Source organism: Undibacterium sp., from assembly GCF_030683615.1.
GTDB lineage: Bacteria > Pseudomonadota > Gammaproteobacteria > Burkholderiales > Burkholderiaceae_D > Undibacterium > Undibacterium umbellatum.
In genome coordinates this window covers 361,968-384,923 of sequence record NZ_JAUXQE010000022.1, presented here as the reverse complement: position 1 = coordinate 384,923, position 22,956 = coordinate 361,968, and the positions used below count along the sequence as shown (strand labels likewise).

20 protein-coding genes are annotated in these 22,956 nt (G+C 50.5%); 13 read left to right on the top strand and 7 right to left on the bottom strand.

All coding sequences use genetic code 11. The features are described 5' to 3' along the window. Nucleotides 1-201 precede the first annotated feature (201 nt). A complete protein-coding gene (locus Q8K39_RS13255; RefSeq protein WP_305260834.1) occupies nt 202-1,698 on the bottom strand; it encodes a CoA-acylating methylmalonate-semialdehyde dehydrogenase in 1,497 nt (498 codons plus the stop codon). Nucleotides 1,699-1,811: 113 nt separating this feature from the next. Between Q8K39_RS13255 and Q8K39_RS13250 the strand changes: the two genes are divergently transcribed. From Q8K39_RS13250 to Q8K39_RS13235, 4 genes are all read left to right on the top strand, one after another. Beyond that, nucleotides 1,812-2,696 (top strand): LysR family transcriptional regulator, encoded by an 885-nt coding sequence (locus Q8K39_RS13250; protein ID WP_305260832.1) that lies wholly within the window; start codon nt 1,812-1,814, stop codon nt 2,694-2,696. A 95-nt stretch (nt 2,697-2,791) separates the two neighbouring features. Next, on the top strand, nt 2,792-3,520 hold the full coding sequence (locus tag Q8K39_RS13245) for an ABC transporter substrate-binding protein (protein WP_305260831.1): 729 nt from the start codon (nt 2,792-2,794) through the stop codon (nt 3,518-3,520). After that, a complete protein-coding gene (locus Q8K39_RS13240) occupies nt 3,520-3,792 on the top strand; it encodes a hypothetical protein (protein WP_186954416.1) in 273 nt (90 codons plus the stop codon). The genes Q8K39_RS13245 and Q8K39_RS13240 overlap by 1 nt, the downstream gene beginning before the upstream one ends. A gap of 26 nt (nt 3,793-3,818) precedes the next feature. Beyond that, a complete protein-coding gene (locus tag Q8K39_RS13235) occupies nt 3,819-4,265 on the top strand; it encodes an FKBP-type peptidyl-prolyl cis-trans isomerase (RefSeq protein WP_305260826.1) in 447 nt (148 codons plus the stop codon). Between the two features lie 15 nt (nt 4,266-4,280). Here Q8K39_RS13235 and Q8K39_RS13230 read toward each other — a convergent pair whose 3' ends face one another. After that, a complete protein-coding gene (locus Q8K39_RS13230; protein ID WP_305260824.1) occupies nt 4,281-4,565 on the bottom strand; it encodes a hypothetical protein in 285 nt (94 codons plus the stop codon). A gap of 162 nt (nt 4,566-4,727) precedes the next feature. On the opposite strand from Q8K39_RS13230, the gene glpK reads away from it, so the two are divergent. The 5 genes from glpK to Q8K39_RS13205 all read left to right on the top strand — a co-directional run bounded on the left by glpK (nt 4,728) and on the right by Q8K39_RS13205 (nt 9,786). Continuing rightward, nucleotides 4,728-6,197: a glycerol kinase GlpK gene (glpK, locus tag Q8K39_RS13225; protein WP_305260822.1), complete on the top strand. Its 1,470-nt coding sequence runs from the start codon at nt 4,728-4,730 to the stop codon at nt 6,195-6,197. An 80-nt stretch (nt 6,198-6,277) separates the two neighbouring features. After that, nucleotides 6,278-6,808: an SRPBCC family protein gene (locus Q8K39_RS13220; RefSeq protein ID WP_305260819.1), complete on the top strand. Its 531-nt coding sequence runs from the start codon at nt 6,278-6,280 to the stop codon at nt 6,806-6,808. A gap of 68 nt (nt 6,809-6,876) precedes the next feature. Further along, nucleotides 6,877-7,260: a hypothetical protein gene (locus Q8K39_RS13215; RefSeq protein WP_305260817.1), complete on the top strand. Its 384-nt coding sequence runs from the start codon at nt 6,877-6,879 to the stop codon at nt 7,258-7,260. Between the two features lie 178 nt (nt 7,261-7,438). Continuing rightward, nucleotides 7,439-8,653 (top strand): DUF3419 family protein, encoded by a 1,215-nt coding sequence (locus tag Q8K39_RS13210; protein WP_305260815.1) that lies wholly within the window; start codon nt 7,439-7,441, stop codon nt 8,651-8,653. Nucleotides 8,654-8,661: 8 nt separating this feature from the next. Beyond that, the gene (locus Q8K39_RS13205; RefSeq protein WP_305260813.1) at nt 8,662-9,786 is read left to right on the top strand and encodes a hypothetical protein; all 1,125 of its coding nucleotides are present in this window, start codon (nt 8,662-8,664) and stop codon (nt 9,784-9,786) included. 248 nt (nt 9,787-10,034) lie between these two features. Here the strand turns inward: Q8K39_RS13205 and Q8K39_RS13200 are convergent, their stop codons facing one another. Beyond that, on the bottom strand, nt 10,035-10,370 hold the full coding sequence (locus Q8K39_RS13200; protein WP_305260812.1) for a hypothetical protein: 336 nt from the start codon (nt 10,368-10,370) through the stop codon (nt 10,035-10,037). Nucleotides 10,371-11,031: 661 nt separating this feature from the next. On the opposite strand from Q8K39_RS13200, the gene Q8K39_RS13195 reads away from it, so the two are divergent. Beyond that, a complete protein-coding gene (locus Q8K39_RS13195; protein ID WP_305260810.1) occupies nt 11,032-12,492 on the top strand; it encodes a glycosyltransferase in 1,461 nt (486 codons plus the stop codon). Between the two features lie 224 nt (nt 12,493-12,716). Here Q8K39_RS13195 and Q8K39_RS13190 read toward each other — a convergent pair whose 3' ends face one another. Continuing rightward, nucleotides 12,717-12,887 (bottom strand): hypothetical protein, encoded by a 171-nt coding sequence (locus Q8K39_RS13190; protein WP_305260943.1) that lies wholly within the window; start codon nt 12,885-12,887, stop codon nt 12,717-12,719. On the opposite strand from Q8K39_RS13190, the gene Q8K39_RS13185 reads away from it, so the two are divergent. After that, nucleotides 12,805-14,001 carry an arabinose transporter gene (locus Q8K39_RS13185; RefSeq protein ID WP_305260939.1) on the top strand — a complete coding sequence of 399 codons (1,197 nt, stop codon included), beginning with the start codon at nt 12,805-12,807 and terminating at the stop codon, nt 13,999-14,001. The two genes, Q8K39_RS13190 and Q8K39_RS13185, sit on opposite strands and share 83 nt — an antisense overlap. 20 nt (nt 14,002-14,021) lie before the next feature. Here Q8K39_RS13185 and Q8K39_RS13180 read toward each other — a convergent pair whose 3' ends face one another. From Q8K39_RS13180 to putA, 3 genes are all read right to left on the bottom strand, one after another. Continuing rightward, the gene (locus tag Q8K39_RS13180) at nt 14,022-14,666 is read right to left on the bottom strand and encodes a TetR family transcriptional regulator (protein ID WP_305260808.1); all 645 of its coding nucleotides are present in this window, start codon (nt 14,664-14,666) and stop codon (nt 14,022-14,024) included. 95 nt (nt 14,667-14,761) lie between these two features. Beyond that, on the bottom strand, nt 14,762-16,171 hold the full coding sequence (locus tag Q8K39_RS13175; protein WP_305260806.1) for an alpha/beta hydrolase: 1,410 nt from the start codon (nt 16,169-16,171) through the stop codon (nt 14,762-14,764). Nucleotides 16,172-16,384: 213 nt separating this feature from the next. Beyond that, nucleotides 16,385-20,044, bottom strand: coding sequence for a trifunctional transcriptional regulator/proline dehydrogenase/L-glutamate gamma-semialdehyde dehydrogenase (gene putA / locus Q8K39_RS13170; RefSeq protein WP_305260804.1), 3,660 nt, complete (start codon nt 20,042-20,044; stop codon nt 16,385-16,387). A 150-nt stretch (nt 20,045-20,194) separates the two neighbouring features. On the opposite strand from putA, the gene Q8K39_RS13165 reads away from it, so the two are divergent. Beyond that, nucleotides 20,195-20,653: an Lrp/AsnC ligand binding domain-containing protein gene (locus tag Q8K39_RS13165; protein WP_110254407.1), complete on the top strand. Its 459-nt coding sequence runs from the start codon at nt 20,195-20,197 to the stop codon at nt 20,651-20,653. A 33-nt stretch (nt 20,654-20,686) separates the two neighbouring features. Continuing rightward, nucleotides 20,687-22,657: a GAF domain-containing sensor histidine kinase gene (locus Q8K39_RS13160; protein ID WP_305260802.1), complete on the top strand. Its 1,971-nt coding sequence runs from the start codon at nt 20,687-20,689 to the stop codon at nt 22,655-22,657. Nucleotides 22,658-22,956: the final 299 nt, after the last annotated feature.

Here is a 22,956-nt window from a genome sequence, read left to right as displayed (position 1 = left end):
GCGAAGCAAAGAAAGGATTTCGGCCGCCGGGCCGAGACCCGGCTTGTGTCTACGGAGTGCAATCCCTTTAACAAAGACTCAAGCATGCAACGAACGCCACTAGGCTCCTGCCTTCGCAGGAGCGACGACAATCTGATTGCCGTTTATCGACAGAACCCCCATCCTCATCCCTACTGTCTCCTTAAAGGAAGCAGTTCGTGGTTACTTCGCCACCGGCATCGTAAACTCTGCCCCTTTATCTATGCTATCCGGCCATCTCTGCATGATGGATTTATAGCGCGTATAAAATCGTATACCCTCTTCCCCATAGGCATGCACATCGCCAAACAAAGAACGCTTCCAGCCGCCAAAAGAATGCCAGGCCATAGGCACAGGAATCGGCACATTGATGCCCACCATGCCAACCTGTATACGGCGGGAGAATTCGCGGGCGGTGTTGCCGTCCGAGGTAAACAAAGACACGCCATTGCCGAATTCATGACGGTTGATGAGTTCGACAGCAGAGGCAAAATCGGGGACGCGGACTACGCATAAAACAGGGCCAAAAATTTCTTCGCGGTGTATCTTCATGCCCTCTTTGACATGATCAAACAAACAGCCGCCGAGGAAGAAGCCGCCCTCATGGCCGGACACTTTCAAGCCACGGCCATCGACCAATAGTTGCGCGCCTTCGGTTATTCCTTCAGCGATATAAGACTCGATTTTTGCCTTGTGCTGGGCTGTCACTACCGGGCCCATTTCGGCATCAGACTCCATGCCGTTTTTTATCTTCAAGGCTTCCACCCGCGGTACTAAAGCTTCGACAAGTTTGTCAGCGACATTGCCAACGGCAACAGCGACGGAGATCGCCATGCAGCGTTCACCAGCAGAGCCATAGGCTGCGCCCATCAGGGCATCGACAGCTTGTTCGAGGTTGGCATCTGGCATGACGACCAGGTGGTTTTTTGCGCCACCCAAAGCCTGCACGCGCTTGCCCATGCGAGTGCCTTCGCTGTAGATGTATTCAGCGATGGGAGTTGAACCAACGAAGGAAATGGCAGAGACATCAGGATGCTGGAGCAAAGCATCGACAGCCACTTTATCGCCCTGCACGACATTGAATACCCCATCCGGCAAACCGGCTTTTTTGAGCAAGTCAGCTATCAGCAAAGAGCAGGATGGATCACGTTCAGATGGTTTCAAAATGAAGGTATTACCAGTCGCAATCGCCAGCGGTGCCATCCACATAGGCACCATAAAGGGGAAGTTGAAAGGCGTGATGCCTGCCGTCACACCCAGCGGTTGGCGCAGGTTGTAATTGTCTATGCCGCCACCAATATTGTCCGAGAATTGTGATTTCAACAGTTGCGGCATGCCGCAGGCGAATTCGACGATTTCTATGCCGCGTGTGACTTCACCCATGGCATCCGACAATACCTTGCCGTGTTCACGAGTGATCAGGGTGGCCATTTCCTTGTGATGCTGGTCCAGTAATTCCTTGAACTTGAACATCACACGGGCGCGCTTCAGCGGAGCGGTTTCTGCCCAGGCCGGTGCGGCAGCCTTGGCGGCGGCGATGACGGCATGTACTTCCTCTATGCTGGCGAGGGCAACACTGCCCATCACTTCGCCAGTGGCAGGATTAAACACATCTTGCTGTCGACCACTGCTGGATACATAGGTCTGGCCATTCATATAATGCGCAATTGTGGATGTCATAAGTAAACCTTGTGGATAAGTTTCGTTATACGGAAAGATGTGCACCACAATAATCGACTACCCGCTGTAAATCCAATGAGTTATTATCAAGAGCAATATAAGGATTGCTAATAATGGACTTGACACAATTACGTGCTTTTGTCGCTGTCGCCAGGGAAGCCAACCTGACCCGGGCGGCAGAGCAACTGCATGTGACACAACCCGCAGTCAGTCTGCAAATCAAGTCCCTGCAAGAGAGCTTGCAACTCACTTTATTCACGCGCAGTGCCAGTGGCATGCGTCTCACCAACGATGGTGCCAGGCTTTTGCCTTTTGCTGAGAAAGTCATCGCCAGTATGAGCGAGTTCCGCCAGACGGCGCAGGCCTTGCACAGCACTGTTTCTGGCGAGCTGGCGATAGGGACGATCCTGGACCCTGAATTCACCCGCCTGGGGGTATTTTTAAAGCGCCTGGTCGAGACTTATCCACAGTTATCCACAAAATTGCAGCAGGGCATGTCGGGTACTGTCTTGCAACAAGTGCGGGCTGGTAGCCTGGATGTGGGTTTTTACCTGGGCCAGCCGCCAGATGATGGCAAAACCCCCTGTCATAGCCTGGTGCTGACAGCATTCACCTATCGGGTGGTAGCGCCGAATGGCTGGAGAAGCCGGGTCGCTGGTCAGGGCTGGGCCAGCCTGGCAAAGTTGCCCTGGCTGTGGACCCCGCCAGAATCTGCCCATCATCGGCTATTAAGCAAAATCTTCGCCGAACATGAGGCCATTCCCAACAAAGTTGCCTTGGTGGACCAGGAACCGACCATGCTGGATCTGGTCAAGTCCGGAGTGGGCCTGAGCCTGATACGGGACTCCATCGCCATACGCGAAGCCCACGCCCATGGCCTGGTGATTGCCGATGCAGTCAGCATCACCACTGAACTAAGCTTCATCTGCCAGGAGAAACGTCAACATGAAGCCATGATCGCCGCCAGTTTTGCCTTATTGAAAACAATCTGGTCATAAACACCACTTTGCTTGTACAGCAATCAGAAATAGCTGCCCTAATTGGAAATTCAGCGGTATATTTCCACAAATTATCTCTATCGGAAACCTGAGTCGTGAACTCCCTGAAATCCAGTTTGCTTTGTTGCCTGGTCGTCGTTCCTGCCATCAGCCATGCAGAAACGATCAAACTGCTCATCCAGGAATTTGCACCATTTACCCATACGGATATCAAGACTGGAGAAATTCAGGGGGCACTGACGGAGAAGGTGCAAGAAATCCTGAAACGTGCCGGAGATAACTACAACATCGGCAGTACCTCGCTGGCTCGTGGGCTGCAATCCACTCTCAACGATGATAACACTTGCCTGTTTGGCTTTCGCAGGACGCCTGAGCGCGAAAACTCTTTTAAGTGGGTGGGGCCACTAGTTACCGATAATTGGGTTTTGTATGGCCGCAAAACGGATAGCCGGCTATTGAAAAATTTTGAAGATGCCAAACCCTATTCCATAGGCTCCTATAAAAATGCGGCGACAGGCTTGCAACTCCACGAACAAGGATACAAGATAGAATTTTCCAACCAGGACGAGGATAATCCACGTTTGCTGGTCAACGGCAGGCTGGATTACTGGATAGTTTCAGAATCGCATGGCATGGTCATTGCCCAGCAACAAGGATTTGGCCACGAGATTGCGCGCGCCATCAAGTGGAAAAGCATAGAGCTCAATATGTTATGCAATGTCCGCATGGATAAGCAGCGTATAGAGCTGTACAACAAAATAAATAAAGAGCTGGATAACGACGGCACTATGGAAAAAATCATGCGCAAATACGGGATCAAATAATGGCCAGATCAACCAAGGCCGCCTATGCTGTCAACCGCCTGCGCGAGCGTAGCAATGCAGCATATTCCATGGTCAGCCTGGCCGATGGCCGTTTTTCCCTGACTCTGGCCAATCTGGAACAGCCAGATGAATTACCAGCCAGTGTCAGTGAAGCCATGGAAATGGATGAATTTGTCGCTTATGTGAATAACTTGCAAAAGCTGGCTCCAAAAAAAGCCAGCAAACTGGATATCGCCTTTGAGAAAAAACTCGCGGCAGCCAAACAAAAATAATCTGTATTACCAATAAGGAAAACCGAATGAAATACAAAAGTCTTACCGCCCTGCTCGCCAGCACTTTGTTCACTGGCATCTTCTCCGTCCCACTGGCCCAGGCACAGGCACCTGATAGTGTGGTCATCAGCAGGCTCACTAAAATCGATGAAAAAGTTGGTAATGGCAAGCTGGCAAATGTAGGCAATACTGTCAATGTCCACTATACGGGCTGGCTGCATGATCCCTTTGCCCACAAGGAACGCGGCACCAAGTTTGATAGCTCGGTAGGTCAGCAAGCTTTTTCATTCACCATTGGAGCAGGTCGTGTCATCAAGGGTTGGGAGCAAGGTGTGGCTGGCATGAAGGTAGGCGGCAAACGCACCCTGATCATCCCGCCAGAACTGGCTTATGGTGCATCAGGGGCTGGCAATGGTTTGATACCGCCTAATTCTTATCTAATTTTTGATATTGAATTGCTGGACGTCAAATAAGAGAAAGCTGCCAGTTCAAGGCTGACTTTTTGCCTTGCTTTCCTGTGTCCCCATCCAGGCGGCATCATAGGAATACATGGCATAAAAGAAAACCGAAATCGCCAGCACAGTCGCCAGGGTCCCTGCAAAAAACAGGGGACTCAGGCCCGTCGGGAAAATATATTGATACCAGCTCAGCAGGCTGGCGGCGACCATGGCAAAAAAAGCCAGGATGATCAAACTGCGGCTTTTGCGCATGGTGCCAAAAGCCATTAACAGCAGTACCAGTAAAGATAAAGAAAAATTGATTAATCCTGGCACAGGTTACCTTTCTTGCATAGTAGTCAATATTAATTAATAATCTACTATAACAAATTCAACTTCAATTACCAGCACGTTGCTGGCTTATTTTGTAACCAGACGTCAGCATCAGGCTGAATGTTTTTCACTCTGCATCTTTTCCCGGACGCATCAGGAATTTTTATGACATATCTGCTTGCACTAGACCAGGGTACTTCCAGTTCGCGCAGTATCATCTTTAATGAGCGCGGAGAATTGATCGCCACAGCCCAGCAAGAGTTTCGTCAGATATTCCCGCAACCAGGATGGGTGGAACATGATGCCATGGAAATCTGGCAAAGCCAGTTCTCCACCTGCCAGCAAGTCTTGAGCAAGGCGGGACTGAATGCGACAGATATTGCTGCCCTCGGTATCACCAACCAGCGTGAAACCACAGTATTGTGGGACAGAAAAACAGGTCAACCGCTTTACCATGCCATCGTCTGGCAAGACCGCCGGACAGAAACTTATTGCGATGAATTGCGTCAGCAAGGCTATGCCGGGCGCATCCAAGCCAAAACCGGCCTGATACTCGACCCCTATTTTTCTGCTACCAAACTCAAGTGGCTGCTGGACAACATCCCCGAGGCCCGCCGTCGCGCCCAGGCTGGTGAACTGGCCTTTGGTACTATCGATAGCTGGCTGGCCTGGCAACTTAGTGAAGGCAGCTTGCATGTCACTGATGTCAGCAATGCTTCGCGCACCATGTTGTACAACATCCACGATAACAAATGGGATGAAGAATTACTGAGCTGGTTTGATATCCCCAGGGCTTTGCTGCCTGAGGTTTTACCATCCAGTCACCAGTTTGGACATAGCAAGCTGCTGGGTGCGGCCATCCCCATCGCCGGTATGGCCGGTGACCAGCAAGCTGCCTTGTTTGGCCAGGCTTGCTTTACACCGGGCATGGCAAAAAATACTTACGGCACCGGTTGCTTCATGCTCATGCATACAGGTGATCAATGTCCAAGTTCGCATAATGGCCTGATCAGTACGGCGGCCTGCCAGACCGACAACCGAGCCCAATATGCGCTTGAAGGTAGTGTCTTCATCGGTGGGGCAGTAGTCCAGTGGCTCAGGGATGGCTTGAAAGCGATACAGCATTCCACTGATGTAGAACAACTCGCGGCAAGCGTGCCGGACTCTGGTGGCGTAGTATTCGTGCCTTCGTTTACTGGTCTTGGCGCACCTTACTGGGTACCTGCCGCCAAGGGTGCCATCCTGGGCCTGAGCCGGGGCAGCACGGTAGCCCACATCGCCCGCGCTGCGCTGGAGTCGATCGCCTTCCAGAGTACAGCCTTGCTGCAAGCCATGGTCAGGGATGCAGTTTTCCCTATCAAGGAATTACGTGTCGATGGCGGTGCAGCAGCCAATAATATGTTGCTACAATTCCAGGCTGATTTGCTGGGCATACCCGTGATACGTCCCAAAGTGACGGAAACCACGGCCTTGGGTGCAGCCTGTCTGGCTGGCCTGGGTGTCGGTGTGTACAAAAATATGGAAGAATGCGCGGCCCAGTGGCAAATGGACAGGCAGTTCACACCAGTCATGAGTCGCGATGAAGCAAATAATCTTATGCAAAACTGGGAAGTCGCCATAGGAAAAGTAAGATAATTCGCAGCGGATATCCATAGCCTGGGTATCTACTGTATTGATAGATCTATAGATAGATGAAAAAAACAGGAGAATAAAAAATGAAGATCATCAAATGGTCGGCTGGCATACTGATTACAGCAATTGCCTTGATACTGGCGATTGCCTATTCACTCCCTAATGAATATAAAGTCAGTCGCAGCGTACTGATACGTTCCACACCAGCCGTACTTTACCCCTTGATCGCCACCCCTAAGGAATGGAAGAACTGGTCAGTCTGGAATCAGCGCGATCCAAATATGAAGATGGAATTTTCCGGCCCTGAATCAGGCTCGAATGCCGCCTGGGAATGGAAAAGTGAATCACAAGGCAATGGCGGCATGAAACTCACCCATGCAGGCCCAAACCGCTTGATTGAATATGAATTGCATTTTGAAGGCATGGGCAAACCATCCACTGGCAGTTTCACACTGGAAGCAGAGCCAAATGGCACGAAAGTGACCTGGAATATGCAGGGCAGCAGTGAGGGCAATTTTATGATGAAGCTATTTGCCCCATTTATGGATAAAATGGTGGGTCCCGATTTTGAAGCTGGTTTAAGTAATTTGAAAAAGCTGGCTGAAAAAAAATAATTGCCTTGGTATCAGGCTGGTCTCACCTGATACATCGCTGATACCTGGCATCTCACCCGATTGCATTAATGAAACTCAAGTATGCCCTGATCCTGGCTTTGCAGATGCTGACGGCATTGCCAGCTTCCTCTGTTTTTGCTGCAGCGAGTAGCAATGCTGCCGCGCCCGCTGCTCCGGCCCAGGGTTCGCAAGCCGTATTTGTGGTCGCACCACAAGACCTGCCAAAACAAAACGCCGGTGTGCAAATTGACACACCCAGGCAAGCCGCAATTGAAAAAAGCGATAAGCCTGAAGTCCGTATACAAATCTGGTCAGGGCCAGTCCCCCTGGCGGGCGGCTTGTGGATACTGGTTGCCTCCATGCCCGTGCTGGCTTCCCTGTATTTTGCTTATCAGTTATTCATGTTCATCAAGGCCAGACGTCGTCGCTTATCCATAAAGCACGGTAACTGAGTCAAACCAGCCCTGACGGAAACCCGAAAAAGCATGAATCATGGTTCATGCTTTTTTTATGACGTTTTTTTGTCGCTTTCTTATTTGTTTTTCACATAATCTTCATCAATCTGTCACTAGCCTGTCACCTCTGCATCCTAAAGTCTTCCTTATCCTAAAAACATAAGCGGAGACCAGCATGTCCAGCAAAGCTCTGATAGACAGCGCCGTTTTCAATTCCACCACGTCTGGCCGCAAGGGCCTGGCTGACAAATTGTTCGCCCACTGGTTCAGCCGCCTGGTGTACGCCCAGATCTGGGAAGACCCTAAATCCGATCTGGATGCCCTGCAACTCAAACCAGGCTCGAATATCCTGACCATTTCTTCGGGTGGCTGCAATGCACTGGCTTATTTATCTGCTGAACCGGCCGCCGTCCATGCGGTGGATTTGAATGCGGCCCACCTGGCCATGCTGAACATCAAGCAAACTGCCATCAGGCATTTGCCCGACTATGATGCGGTGCTGGCATTTCTGGGCAATGCCGACAAGCCCGATAACCTGAAGCGCTATAAGCGTCATATACGGACGCAGTTGTCAGACGATGCCAGCAACTTCTGGGAAAGTCGCTCTTTGTCCGGCAGACCACGCTACCATTACTTTACTAGCCAGGCTTATCAACATGGCTTACTGGGTAATTTCATCGGCTTCGCGCATTTCTTTGTACGCCTCATGGGTGGTGACATGAGCAAACTCATGCAGGCTAAAAATCTGCAGGAACAGGCGCAGTTATTTGAGCAATATGTCGCACCGGTATTTGAAACCCGCTTGTTCCGCCTCATCGCCAGCCAGCCTCTGGCTCTGTATAGTCTGGGAATACCGCCTTCACAATTTGCTGAATTAAAACACGATGCCAAAGATGGCCTGCATCTGCTGTTCAAAGAGAGAATGCGTCACCTGGCCTGTGATTTTCCTCTGGAAGAAAACTGTTTTGCCCAACAGGCTTTTGGCCGCCGTTATGACACCAAAAAGCAGGCCGCCTTGCCCATGTATCTGCAACAAGAACATTTCCACACCCTGCGCCGCAATATAGACAGGCTGCATCCTCACCATCAAACCCTGACAGACTTTTTGCTGGGCCAGCCACGGGCTTCCATGGATGCCTATCTCTTCCTCGATGCCCAGGACTGGATGGACAGACAACAATTGACCGAGCTCTGGCAAGAAGTAAGCCGTACAGCCGCACCTGGCGCCAAGGTAGTATTCCGCACTGGTGGCAGCGAGTCGCCACTGGAAGCCAAATTACCATCAGAGATACTGGCCACCTGGCATACCGATGTTGCGCATAACCGCGCCCTGTATGCCACTGACCGCTCTGCCATTTATGGCGGCATGCACCTGTACACCAAGATTTAAACTCTAAATTGCATACTTCATTACCGCCACGCGTGGTGGCAGATGCCCTGTGGCTAATGACTGCCCGTTCTCGCGGTGGCCAGCACTGGCTTAATAATGCAACTTGCGATGTCAATGCGATAGAAATCGCAGGACAAAGTCAGCCCGTCACTTTGCTGGATAACAGCACCTGGCAGGAAAGCTATGTTGCCAGCCCGCGTTCAACCTGGTTACGCTATCCGCGTCAGGAAATATTGCGCGATGCCAGTGCTGCCAAGGCACAAGCCATCAAGCTGGGCAGTTGCGCCATCCTTGGTCCCCTCTCCGCCCTTTTTAAGGCAAGTAAACTGGATCAGGCCGCAATCATTGCCAATCATCTGGTCTCCACCAATTTGTACTCTGACTGGACGGCGAGCGAAATCAGCAAAGTCACCGATAAGTTACTAGAAACTTATCCACAGCGCCCGTTGATGATGCGAAACATCTGTCCACAGGTCAACCCTGAACTGACTGAAAGCTTGCTTGCCAAAGGCTGGCAACTATTCCCAAGCCGCATGATTTACCTCTGCGACCCACGACATGCCAGCGTCTGGAAACACAATCATGTCAAACAGGATGCCCGCTTGCTTGACCATCCTGTAGTGGAAGTGCTTGGCCATGAAACACTACAGATGCATGACATCGCCGTATTGCAAGAACTTTATCGCCAACTCTTCATCGATAAGCATTCATACCTGAACCCTGACTTCAGCGCAGCCTTCTTTGAGCTTTGCCTGGAAACCGAATTTCTGGAAATGCATGCTTTGCGCTGGCAAGGTAAGCTGGTCGGCGTACTTGGTATTTACACGCAGCCAGAGCAGGGCTGGCTGACCACGCCACTGATAGGGTATGACACCAGCCTGCCAAAAGAACTGGGTTTATACAGACGCCTGATGGCTTTACTACTCAAAACAGCCAAAGACAAGAAGCTGAAACTGCACTACAGCTCAGGTGCCAGCCAGTTCAAACGCGCCCGTGGAGGCATCCCACATCTGGAATACACCGCCATCTATAACCGCCACTTATCCACAACTGCGGTACAAAGTGCAGCGATATTTGGTCGTTTACTCACTACTTTTGCGCCTTCAATCCTGAAAAAAGCCGACGGTATTTAAAATTTGACAACACAATTTCCCCTGTTTTATCTGTGGATAAGCCTATGCATATCCACAGGATGAACTGTGCAAAACCAGTGAAAGCTGTCTCCCAAGATTTTTTATCCCAAAACCGTCCTTTTTTCATACAGGACTTATAAGCACTTCTATACATGAACTAAGTACTTGTTTCTGTGAACAAATAAAGACTTATCCACAAAAAATCGCGACGTTAACTACTATTACTATGTATATGTAAACTAAGTTATTTAATTAAACCGTTTTTGGAAAACCCTTGATACTTTTCCTAAAAGAGCTGTTTTCAAAAGAAATACAAAAGTTTCAAGATAGCCTGCCCTAAAAAAAAATTTAAAACGCAGCCAGGAATATCTAAAAAAATTGCACTCTTTTTTTTCAAGCTGTTTTTTTATTTGCACGACTGCATTCAGCTTAAGAAACTTCCTGCAGGTCTTAAAAGCAAACCTGGCCCCTTCTTTCCCCAAAAAACTTGTTTGTAAAGCTAAAAACAGTTTTTTTTGGAAAAATTTTCCTTGAAAAACAACATTTTTAAATAAATCTTTGTGGATAAGTCTGCTGATATCCACTGTATCTATTGTGCGTAACCCAAAAATTACTTACTACAGCGTTTACTGTTCAGAATCTATCCTGTGGATATACAGACTTTTATCACCGCCTTATCATTTGCCTAAACTCTTGATCCTGTGGATGTTTACCGACTTATCCACAGCAACATACCTGCGTTAACTACTACTACTATTTATATATAAACTTATTCAATCTAAAGGTATCCACAGCTCAAAAAAAGCAAAAAAACAAAAGCAAAAAACTGTCGTAGAATCCGTAACTCGTACAAACCTGAGAGGAAATACCGATGAAGCCATGGTCAAATTTGTTGTTTGTGACCGTGCTTTGCTGTGGTTCAACACATCCCGAAAAACCAACCACAGTCTCGGTTTAAGAATTACTGAGATTAACGAATAATCAGCAAATGCTGAAAAATAGAGAAGTCCAAATGGAACCATTCCATCAAAGAAATGATGAAAACCGCCATGAAAGACCTAGCTGTCCGTGCAGAACAGCAAAAAATAATGAATAACTTCAGGGATAAGTTCATAGATATCCACAGATCAGAATTTTGCTTGGAAAAACTCGAACCAATTATTGTTCAGGTTTATAGCTGTACCCTGAGTCAGTAAGATAAAGATGGCATGAGCGCTTTCTACAGACCACCAGTTCGCAGGTCTTATGACAGCAAAATGCCTGTTGTCATTAAAAATACTGACAAATGTGCCGCAAAAAAATCGGGGTGAAGAGCAGCGCGACCTGACCCCAAAAAAAACTGACGACGTCACCTGGTGCCATCATGAATATTGGCATCAGCAAATGTGGATAAATTTTGACGATATTGTATTTACAAGAGAACAAAACACCATGACTAAAGCCAGGCATTTCATTTTTCTTGGCATGGGTACACTGGGAGATATATTTCCTTTCCTCAGTCTGGCAGTAGAAATGCAGCTGCGCGGACATGAAGTAACCATCTTGCTGGCCCCAGTTCATGCAAGTCATGCAGAAAAAGCTGGTATTTCTTATAAGATTTTTGGAACCCAGGCTGATTATGATGCGGCGCTGCGTCATCCGGATATGTGGGAAATACGCAAGGGCATGGGCATCGTGCTTGAATCAAGTAAGTCAGTGCTTACTGAGCTCCCAGGCTATATCGCGTCATTATCAGCAGAACAAGATTGCGTCCTGGTTGTCCATCCACTGGGTTTGCCCGCAGCTGATATTGCGCGCAGTTTCCGGCCTGACATTCCTGTCGTCGCGGCTTATCTCGCACCCTCGAATTTACGAACTGTCCATAATCCCCTGGTGATGGGTGATTTATTCATACCGCAATGGTTGCCGGTATGGATGCGCAGGTGGCTATGGACTTATGCAGACAAGAATTTTATTGATCCAGTCGCTGTACCCATCATCAATCAAGCCAGGCAGGCCAGGAATTTATCGACTATCAGCAGCCTGGCACCGCATATGTATGCAGTACCAGATTTGAGTATCAGTTTTTTCCCTGACTGGTTTGCACCAGTCCAGCCAGACTGGCCAGCTCCTTTGGCCATGGGCGAATTTCAGCTATATGATAGCAACCTTGTTACAGACTTATCCACAGAACTGGAAGAATTTCTTGCTGCAGGCCCTGCGCCACTGATTTTTACGCCCGGATCAGGAAATATACAAGCCAGTCATTATTTTCTATGTGCGCAGCAGGCTGTACAAAAACTGGGTTTGCGGGCAATTTTCCTTACCAGCCATCGTGAGCAGATCACTACAGCTTTACCTGACAACATACTCTGGCAAAGTTATTTACCCCTGCGCAGTATTTTGCCGCGCGCATCTGCACTTATTCACCACGGTGGTATAGGGACAACGGCAGAAGCACTGAGGGCAGGCACACCACAACTGGTAACGCCACTGGCGTTTGACCAGTTTGATAATGCTGCACGTGTTAAAAAACTAGGTACAGGCGATTTCATACGCATGTCGCGCCTGACTGGCAGCAAACTGACGCGCAGTCTGCAACAATTGCTGGCTTCTGAGGTCATAAAAACCAGTTGCGCGCAAGTTGCTAAGAAATTCAAGCAAAACGGCTATGCAGATTCTTTATGTAATGCTATCGAAACACTGCAGTCAAAACAAAAAAGCTGAGCAATCAACTCAAGCTACAGGGCATTAATCAAAATAAGAAAACTTATCCACAGCTTATTATTGTTTGTAGGTTTTTTGCACGCGAGAGCATCTGCAGACTCCAGTTGAAACGCGAATATTTTGCGTATGCAGTCAAAAAAATAACAGAGATAACCGAGCAAAGCCACGCCCTGTAAAGCTTTGCGGCTCGTCATGCATCGCTGGTATTACGCGACTATTAGATGTCAATGAAGACTTTTATCATATCCAGCATCAATTACTTTTTTATGTCTGGAGTCACCGGTGTCTTTATCTTCCCAATCTTCAGCGTCATTGCAGGCTGCAAATGCAAAAAATGCAACAACGGGCGCTAATGTTATTCTCAAGCTGCTGCCACTTTCGCTGGCGGTTTTCATAGGCTTTCTGACCATGGGCATGCAGTTACCGGTGCTGCCTCTTTACCTGCATGACAACCTGGGCATGAGTACCCTGGTTATTGGTACGGTCATCGGTGCACAGTTTGTTGTAGCTTTGCTTTCACGCGCATGGGCAGGCAATTTTGCGGACAGCCGCGGTGCCAAACGGGCGGTAGCGACTGGCCTGGTCATCATCGCAAGCTCAGGCCTGGCTTATCTTGCCTCACTGCCTTTTGTCTCTGTACCAGTCACTTCAGTCTGGATATTGCTAAGCGGACGAGTCTTGCTGGCAATAGGTGAAAGCCTGGTCGTCACAGGTGCCCTGGGCTGGGGCATAGGGCTGGTGGGGCCGCAAAATGCGGGCAAAGTCATGGCCTGGGTGGGCATTGCCCTTTACGGCGCCATGGCGCTGGGGGCACCAGCAGGCGTCGCCTTGAATGCACACTGGGGTTTTGCCGGTATTGCAGTCAGCACCATATGCATACCATTCCTGGCCTTGCTGATCGCTTTGACTATCACCTCAATTCCACCCTTGGGCAGTAGCCGCATGCCTTTTTATAAAGTATTGGGCATGGTTGTGTTACCTGGCATGGGCCTGGCACTGGCCAGCATAGGTTTTGGCGTGATCACGGCTTTCGTTGCCTTATTGTTTGCCGCCAGAGGCTGGGGTAATTCTTCCATGGCATTCACCTCCTTTGGTCTGGCTTTCATCGCTGCGCGCATTTTCTTTGGACATTTGCCAGACAAGCTTGGTGGGGCCAGGGTGGCGCTCGTCAGTGTCATCATAGAAGCTGCGGGATTACTGTTGATCTGGTGGGCGGATACAGCGACGATGACCTATCTCGGCATCGCCTTAACAGGTTTTGGATATTCGTTGGCCTTCCCTGGTTTCGGCGTCGAAGCCGCCAGACGTGCACCGCCTCAAAGTCGTAGCGTTGCCATGGGGGCTTACGTGGCTTTCCTGGATATCTCGCTGGGCATTGCCAGCCCGCTGGCAGGTGTCATCGCCGGGCGCTGGGGAGTGAATATGGTATTTCTTGTCGGTGGCGTGGCCGTAGGTTTATCCATGTTGGTGGCTATGCGTTTGCTGGGTAAAACTTCTGGAACTGCATAAAGTCTTGAACAGGCTGGTCGTCAAGCCTGTTCACTTCTGTTTTTCAGGTTGCTCAGATAAGCACAAAACATATCCGCCATGGCATTCGCATAATCATCTACTCTCGCCGCAGGATAAGTACTTGCCGAGACATGTTCTCCTGCATTGCTGAGCGTAGTAGACAGCAGTTCTTCCACGATGGAACGGTTTGCTGCAGAGGCCGCAGGCAGCAACTCTGCAATGAATACCTTGACGGTGTGATCCCAGTATAGCCATGCCTCCTGTGCCTGCGGGTCATCGTTATACAGCGGGGCAATATCTGTCAGGGCGCTACGCATTTGCGCCTCTTCACATTCTGAGCGGATGAAGGCATGCACAAGGGTGCGCAAACGTTCCAGCGGTGCTTGCTGGGCATCCTGCAGTATCTCGCGCAACATTCCGCCCGTCTGCCGCCATTCATCGCTCTGCAGGCGGAACAGGATGGCCGCCTTGTTCGGGAAATACTGATAAACAGAGCCTACACTGACACCTGCCCTTTCTGCCACCCGCGCCGTGGTAAATTTCTGTGCACCTTCCCTTTCCAAAACCTGCAATGCAGCTTCCAGTATGATGGCCACCAGTTCTGCAGAACGGCTTTGCTGAGGCTGCTTTCTTGAAGAAATACTGGGGTTCTGGCGTTTGCTCATGGGTGTGAAAAAGGGCAGTAAGTAAGCGGGGAACAAGCATGGGGTAAAGCACAAAATTGAATTGCCCATGCTCTTGCAAGTATTTTAACCCGTCCTTATTTTTCCTGACATTCCTTCATGAGCACCTGGCCTGCAAGAAATGCACGACTGGCTTTTGCGAAACAGCCAGGTGCCGTCCACAGTATGAAATGCGGGGCTTCATTTACAGTGACGAGCGTGAGCTTGCCGGTTTTTTTCAGGCTGGCGATATGCTCTACGGCGCCCTCATAATGAGTTTTCGGGTCCCATGTGCCTTGCAGTACCAGGCTGGGTGGCAAACTTGCAGGCACTTTTCCAAAGTACTGATCTGGCTCATAGGCAGGCAAACCGGTATTGATGAGCAAGCCTGGCAAGGGGCTGGTAAACAATAGGCTGGAGTTTTCCTGCTGTATAACCTCATGCGTCAAGCCCGGGCGCAAATTGTTTTCTGAGTGGCTGATGATGCTCACCAAAGGTATCGATGGATGCAATTGTGGATAAGCACCAAATTCAGAATATTTCTCACCCAGTATGCCCAGCACCTTTTGCAATTCACCTGCCTGCGTACCTTGCTCCATCTCTCTGATCAGGGCTGGCAAATGCTGTCGTGCTGCTGGTACATCCAGCAATCTGCCAAAAAACTGTCTGACTTCCCTGCCGGGGATATCTTTTGTCAAAGCAGGATTTGCTGCCAGTCTGGCCAGCAGATTTTTATAGGAGGTTTCGGTAGGACCAGCCAGCACTTTGCGGCCTATATCATCAAGCACAAAAGAACGCTGACTAAGATCCCATTTACCTGCTGTCTGCAAGGGCACCAGAGAATCAAGGATAAGACCATCCAGTGGCAATTCGGCGATCTGCAGAGCACGCAGTATTAATTGCGTGCCATACGATACCGCATATACATAAACAGGTTTGCCATCCTGGTTTTGTAGGATCAACTGGCGCAAATCATGTGCCGCATTTGTCAGGCTGAACTGGCGCGCATAGCCAGGATGTTGCTGAAGATAGCTGAAGCAGTTTTGCCATTCCTGAGCCACCAGTGTCGAGCCACCTGGGCTGTCCACCGCTTCTTCCTGCGGACACAGGCGGCTGGAAAAACCAGTACCGCGATGATCGGGTACCAGCAAATCGAAACCTGGAAAGCTATCCCGGAAGCGCTCAACAAAAGAATATAGGGAAGCACCTGATTCTCCAGGGCCACCGGCGATCAGCCATAGCTGGCCTTTTGCTATGCCTGCTGCTGGAAACTTCCGGACAAACAGGCTAATCGTCTTATCTGGCTGCTCAGTGACTGGCTTGCCATGCGACAGTGGCATATTCACGTGTGCACATATGCTGCCTTTCAAACGTGCATCGCTCCCGGCATCGCTACAAAGAGAAAACTCTGGCTGGTAGTTGTTACCGTCTTGTCCTGAAATCACCGCAGCAAAACAACTGTCGTTGAAGAAGGCATTGCACAGAAATAATATGAGCAGAAAACGCATTTTTTCCCTTGATGAAATCCATGACATACAAAAAAATGCCAGCATATCCACAGCAGGCACGAAGCTGTGGGGTGACGCGCCAGACTGAGAAAATAAGGGTGTGAAATGAGGATATGCGCACATCAAACCTGCTAGCTGCGGACGAACAAAAACAAAAAAAGCTCCTCCGTTTCCGGAGGAGCTGATTCTGGTGCAGCTTACAGATAATGGGTTTTAGTTAGCCAGTGTCATCAAGCTGGCATTGCCACCCGCAGCCGTGGTATTCACACAGAGTGCACGTTCAGCCATCAAACGCCACAAAGGTATTTCTGCATGGTCATGGGTTTCGACGACGGAGACAATGGCTTCATTCAGACCAGCAAACAAGAGTTTGTAATGGGACAGCAAACCACCTTCCACCATGGCCAACTGGGCACCGCAGTCTTCTGCTTCCGCAGTAATCAGCAGCTTGCTGACTTCGGCCGGCAACCCGGCAGGCAGGATAGCCATGGTTTGCGCAGGCAAAACCGGCTGGTTGCCCGTCGCCAGCGTTGCCGCCAGTTGATTGACGAGGCAGTTGACGGTGGTCGCCGCGCAGAAGATACGGCCACGTGGGGCAAATGACAGGGTATTGCGTTCGCCCGTTGGGCCGGGCAAGACCTGGGTCACTTTATAAGGGCTGTTATGGGCATAGTGTTCACCCAGCTCGGCGATTTTCTGATGACCTTGTTTTTGTGCCCATACCAGCAAGGCTTCCAGTGCTGGCGGTGACTGGCGTTCATACACGGTATGTCCACCCAGGCCAGTCACAGGCGTGCGTTGCAGGCGCTTCAGGTACAACGGGCCACCAGCTTTGGGGCCGGTACCGGATTTGCCTTCACCACCAAACGGTTGCACACCCACTACCGCACCAACAATATTGCGGTTGACATAGATATTGCCGACATGGGCGCGGGAGATGATGAAATCGATGGTTTCATCGATGCGGGTATGGATACCCAGGGTCAGGCCAAAACCGGTGCCATTGATCTGGTCTATCAATGCGGGCAAGTCACTGCGCTTGTAGCGCAAGACATGCAGTACCGGGCCAAATACTTCTTTTTTCAGGTCAGCCAGATTGGCGATTTCCATGACAGTTGGTGCAACAAAAGTACCGGCACGGCAAGTGGTTGACAGGTCCAGTGTGTAGAAGGACTTTGCCTTGTCACGCATGCCATTGATATGGTTCATCAAATTGTTTTGCGCTTCGGCATCGATGACAGGGCCGATATCGATGGCCAGACGGTCGGGCTGGCCTATGCGCAATTCCTGCATGGCACCGTGCAGCATTTCTATGGTTTTGTCGGCGATATCTTCTTGCAAGCATAGGACGCGCAAGGCAGAGCAACGCTGGCCGGCACTGTCAAAAGCGGAAGACAATACATCATTGACAACTTGCTCAGGCAAGGCGCTGCTATCGACGATCATGGCATTCTGGCCACCGGTTTCTGCAATCAGCGGGATATCGATGCCCTCAGCCACAGCGCGTTTTGCCAGTGTCCGGTTGATGATTTGTGCGACTTCAGTCGAGCCAGTAAAGATGACGCCCTTGACGCGGGAATCAGCTACTAGCTGGGCACCAACAACTTCACCCGTGCCTGGCAAGAACTGCAGGGCACCACGTGGCACGCCTGCTTCATGCATCAGTTGTATGGCGCGATAAGCGATCAGCGGGGTTTGCTCTGCTGGCTTTGCCAGCACCACATTACCTGCGGCCAGTGCGGCACTGACTTCACCGATGAAGATGGCCAGCGGAAAATTCCACGGACTTATACAGACGACAGGACCCAGCGCCTGGGTATTTGCCTGACTCTCTACCTGGGCTGCGTAATAGCGCAAAAAGTCTACTGCTTCGCGTACTTCTGCCAAGGCATTTGGCAGTGATTTACCCGCCTCACGTATCGCCAGCGCCATGAAATCCAGGGTTTGCGCTTCCAGCAAATCAGCAGCTTTTTTCAGGGCAGCAGCACGTTCTACTGGCGCTGTGGTTTGCCAGTCCATCGCATATTGTTCTGCCGCATGCAGGGCAGTTTGTACGTCCTGGGCATCAGCTTCTATGACTTCACCAACGACATCCAGCTGATTTGCCGGGTTATTCACAGGGCGTGTTTGTGTAGCAGATACCTGGCCATGCAGGATAGGCGCCGCTATCAAACTTTGCTGGCTGCTTTCGGCAAAATGGGCGCTGATTTTTTGCAACTCCAGTTCATTCGAAAAATCCAGGCCAGAAGAATTTTTTCTTTCCTTGCCAAATAAGTCCTTGGGCAAGGCAATGGCGGCATGCGGTGCACCACCCAGTTCGCGCGAGACGGCTATCGGGTCAGCCAGCATGGATTCTATCGATACATTTTCATCAACGATCTGGTTGACGAAGGAGGAGTTCGCACCGTTTTCCAGCAGGCGGCGTACCAGGTAAGCCAGCAAGGTCTGGTGTGAGCCTACCGGGGCGTAGATGCGGCAAGGCTTGTCCAGCTTGTCTTTACCTACCACCTGGTCATACAAGGTCTCGCCCATGCCGTGCAGGCACTGGAATTCATAATCAGTGATACCGGCTTTTTGTGCCCAGGTATAAATGGTGGATAAGGTCAGGGCGTTATGCGTGGCAAATTGTGGATAAATCACATCAGTCGCTGCCAGCAGTTTTTGTGCACAAGTCAGGTAAGACAAATCGGTGTAGACCTTGCGGGTATAGACCGGGAAACCACTCATGCCATCAACTTGCGAACGCTTGATTTCTGCATCCCAGTATGCGCCCTTGACCAGACGTATCATGAACTTGCTGCCACTGCGGCGCGCCAGGTCAACCAGGTAGTCGATCACAAACGGGCAACGCTTTTGATAGCCTTGGACGACAAAACCTATGCCTTCAAAACCTTTGAGGTCGGCATCAAAGGCCAGTGCTTCCATCAAGTCCAGCGACAATTCCAGCCTGTCGGTTTCTTCTGCATCAATGTTCAGGCCGATATTGTATTGCTTCGCCAGGAGCAGCAATTTTTTCAGCAGGGGCAGCAATTCATTCATCGTGCGTTCACGCTGGGCGCGTGAATAACGCGGGTGCAGGGCCGACAGTTTGACGGAAATACCAGGGCCATTCTTGATACCGCGGCCATTCGAGGCCTTGCCTATCGCATGGATGGCAGTTTCATAGGCTTTGTAATAGAAGGCCGCATCCTTGGCAGTCAGCGCTGCTTCACCCAGCATGTCATACGAATAACGGTAGCCGCGTTTCTCATTATCCTGGCTGTTTTTCAGGGCTTCTTCTATGGTTTGTCCGGTAACGAACTGGTTGCCCAGCATGCGCATGGCCATATCGACGCCCTTGCGTATCAATGGCTCACCACCCTTGGCAATCAGGCGCGTCAGGGCAGAACCCAGACCTTGTTCGCTATTCGTGCTGACCAGCTTTCCTGTCACCAGCAAGCCCCAGGTGGCGGCATTCACAAACAGAGAAGGTGATTCACCCAAATGCTTGCGCCAGTCACCCTTGCTGATCTTGTCAGCGATCAGGCGGTCAGCGGTTTGATGGTCGGGAATGCGCAACAGGGCTTCGGCCAGGCACATCAGGGCTACGCCCTCTTCCGAAGACAGTGAGAATTCATGCATCAGGGCATCAACACCAGAAGCGCGGGTGCGTTGCTGGCGTACATTGCTGACCAGACGGTGTGCCAGTTCTGCAACACTCTTTTGCTGATCTTCCTGCGGATTGATATTGCCGAGCAGCCATTGCACAGCATCTGGCTCTGATCGGCGGTATGCTTCTGTAATGGCAGTACGGAGAGGGCTGGCAGGGGCGAGCAGCTCTGCCTTCAGGGCAGAAAAAGGTGAGTTATTGGTTGGCACGGTGGTCGCAATCATATAAAAATAATCAAAACAAATATGATTTCATTGTATAGATGCTCTTCGAGGATTAATTCTGGAAATCAGAACATATATCGAAATTTTCTATTTTGTGAGAAAATTATGCCGAATATTATTAACCACCACACTGACGATTTTTGACTTCTTATGCTCGACAAAATCAGTAAAAGAATTCTGGCCGAATTGCAAAACGATGGCCGTATCAGTAATGTAGAACTGGCAACCAGGGTAAATCTCTCCCCTGCTGCCTGTCTGGAACGCGTGCGCAAGCTGCAAGAATCCGGCTACATACTAGGATACACAGCCCAGCTCAATCCTCATCTCCTGGATGTGGCTTTGCTGGTTTTCATAGAAGTTGTGCTCGACCGCACGACGCCTGACGTGTTCGACGCTTTTCGGCGTGGCGTACAAGCCATCCCTGAAGTGCTGGAATGCCATATGGTGGCGGGTGGTTTTGACTACCTCGTCAAGGCGCGTGTCAAAGACATGAATGCCTACCGCGATTTCCTCGGCAAATCGCTGCTGCAATTGAATGGCGTGCGTGAAACGCATACTTATGCAGTGATGGAAGAAGTCAAGAATACTAGTTGTTTGCCTATCAAATAAACCTGCTGTCGATATCTCCTTGGGGAGTTTGTCATGGAAGCGCGCCTGGAACGCCTTGAAGCCGTTCAATCCATGGTGCTGGAAATCAGCCAGATTTCTGCTTCCTCCAGCGACGTTACAGGATTCCTGCAAGCAGTGCATCAGGCACTGGGCCGCCTCATGTATGCGGCCAATTTCTATGTCGCCCTCTACGATAAACAGCAGCACGCCATACGCTATGCCTATAGGGTTGATGAAATTGACGCGCCTGTGGACCCGGCTGCCTGGTTTGTGCTGGCCTCTCCCGACCAGTCACCGACCGCCTGGATCATACTGAATCGTAAGCCCTTGCTGATGACGGCGGAAGAGGATGCGGCCAGGGAAAACGCCGTCATCGCCGCTGGTGGCGAAGCCTGGGGCACTGGCGCCCGTGCTGAACACTGGATGGGTTGCCCGCTGCTGGATCAGCAAAAGCAGCCACTGGGGGCGATGGTCATACAAAGCTATGATGCATCGCATACCTACAGCGAAGAAGATCAGGCCCTGTTTGCCCTCATCGCCAATCATATTTCCACCTCCTTGCAAGCGGTACAAAGCCTGGACCGCCTCGAACAGGCAGTGGCAGACAGAACGGCCCTGCTGGAACATGAGGTACAGGAAAGACGCCGCGCCGAAACTCTGCAAAGAGTCTTGTATGAAATCGCCGAGCTGTCCATTACCGTTACCGAAACCGAGCTGAAATTCTCGCGCCTGCATGACATTGTCAGCCAGTTATTGCAGGTGCCAAATTTCATGGTGGCCCTGTATCTGCCGGATAGCGATGAATTCAGCATACAGTATATGCGGGATGAAAAAGACGCGGACCTCAAGGGGCAACGCTTTCCTATGGGCGCAGGCATGACCTCTTATGTGGTCCATCAACGCCACGCACAACTGATAGATCAGCAGCGTTTGCAAAAGCTGGTCAGCGATGGTGAAATACAGGTATTGGGCAGTAGCGACCTGGTCAGCTGGATGGGGGCACCCATGCTGGCAGATGAATACATTCATGGCGTCATCATCGTGCAGAGTTATAACGCCGATATCATCTATACCGAGGCCGATCTTGATTTGCTGGCATTTGTGGCCAACCATGTTGCATCTGCCCTGGCGCGTATCAAGGCAGATAGTGATATACGCGAGGCCTATACCAGGCTGGCACAACAGAACGATACCCTGAACCACACCTTGGCCGCCTTGCAAGCCGCGCAGGCAGAACTCATCAGCCAGGAAAAACTGGCCTCGCTGGGTCGCCTGGTGGCCGGCGTCGCCCACGAAATCAATACCCCGGTAGGCATCTGTGTGACGGCCACCAGTCATATGGTGGAAGAGCTGGCACTGATACGCAAGGACTTTGAGGCAGGCCATCTCAGCAAGGACAGCTTGCAGCAATTCTTCGACATCATGGACCAGTCCCTGCGCATCATGACCAGCAATTGCCAGCGCAGCGCTACACTGATACGTAGCTTCAAACAAGTGGCGGTAGACCAGTCGTCAGAAAGCATGCGCGAGTTTGACCTGCGTGCCTATCTCGAAGAAATCCTGTTGTCTTTGCATCCCAAGATCAAGAATAAAAACATCAGTGTCAAACTGGAATGCGACAAGGGTGTACTTGTCATGAATTACCCCGGCGCGCTATCCCAAATCATCACCAATATGCTGATGAACTCCATCCATCATGGCTTTGATGGACGTGAGCAAGGCACCGTGACTATCCGCGCGCAAAGGTCGCAGGATCAGGTGGAACTGGAATTTGCCGATGATGGCATAGGCATGGATGATGCTGCCCTGAAAAAATTGTTTGAGCCATTCTTTACCACCAAGCGTGGGCAGGGTGGCAGCGGGTTGGGGGCGCATATTGTGTATAACCTGGTGACCGGGGCTTTGCATGGTACTGTTAGGGCGACCAGTGTACTGGGGGAGGGATTGCGGTATCAGTTGCGGTTTCCGCAGAGGAGGAGTTTGCCGGTGAGGGAGGGGGCTTAGGTTCTCGCGTCTTCATTTTTTGATATTTTGATACGAGATTGGAGATCGCAGACCGATGATAGACTGCATACTAAGCTACGTCATTCCTGCGTGCTTTTAGCAGGAATCCAGAGGCGTTCACGACATACTATAGGGTATGTTAATTTCAGATTCGTATTGTTTTATGTATTTGATTTTCAAACCTGTACTCGTTATTTAAGATTGCAAGTCGGGGGTAGCCCGACAGCTACTCACTTTTCTTGTCTCGCCAAGAAAAGTAAGCCAAAGAAGGCGACCCAGGCGTAGTCGCCCCCTAAAGG

Coding starts and splice junctions, on each gene's coding strand:
- Q8K39_RS13255 (WP_305260834.1), bottom strand. CDS start 1,698: ATGACATCCACAATTGCGCATTATATGAATGGCCAGACCTATGTATCC.
- Q8K39_RS13250 (WP_305260832.1), top strand. CDS start 1,812: ATGGACTTGACACAATTACGTGCTTTTGTCGCTGTCGCCAGGGAAGCC.
- Q8K39_RS13240 (WP_186954416.1), top strand. CDS start 3,520: ATGGCCAGATCAACCAAGGCCGCCTATGCTGTCAACCGCCTGCGCGAG.
- Q8K39_RS13235 (WP_305260826.1), top strand. CDS start 3,819: ATGAAATACAAAAGTCTTACCGCCCTGCTCGCCAGCACTTTGTTCACT.
- glpK (WP_305260822.1), top strand. CDS start 4,728: ATGACATATCTGCTTGCACTAGACCAGGGTACTTCCAGTTCGCGCAGT.
- Q8K39_RS13220 (WP_305260819.1), top strand. CDS start 6,278: ATGAAGATCATCAAATGGTCGGCTGGCATACTGATTACAGCAATTGCC.
- Q8K39_RS13215 (WP_305260817.1), top strand. CDS start 6,877: ATGAAACTCAAGTATGCCCTGATCCTGGCTTTGCAGATGCTGACGGCA.
- Q8K39_RS13210 (WP_305260815.1), top strand. CDS start 7,439: ATGTCCAGCAAAGCTCTGATAGACAGCGCCGTTTTCAATTCCACCACG.
- Q8K39_RS13195 (WP_305260810.1), top strand. CDS start 11,032: ATGACAGCAAAATGCCTGTTGTCATTAAAAATACTGACAAATGTGCCG.
- Q8K39_RS13190 (WP_305260943.1), bottom strand. CDS start 12,887: ATGAAAACCGCCAGCGAAAGTGGCAGCAGCTTGAGAATAACATTAGCG.
- Q8K39_RS13180 (WP_305260808.1), bottom strand. CDS start 14,666: ATGAGCAAACGCCAGAACCCCAGTATTTCTTCAAGAAAGCAGCCTCAG.
- Q8K39_RS13175 (WP_305260806.1), bottom strand. CDS start 16,171: ATGCGTTTTCTGCTCATATTATTTCTGTGCAATGCCTTCTTCAACGAC.
- putA (WP_305260804.1), bottom strand. CDS start 20,044: ATGATTGCGACCACCGTGCCAACCAATAACTCACCTTTTTCTGCCCTG.
- Q8K39_RS13165 (WP_110254407.1), top strand. CDS start 20,195: ATGCTCGACAAAATCAGTAAAAGAATTCTGGCCGAATTGCAAAACGAT.
- Q8K39_RS13160 (WP_305260802.1), top strand. CDS start 20,687: ATGGAAGCGCGCCTGGAACGCCTTGAAGCCGTTCAATCCATGGTGCTG.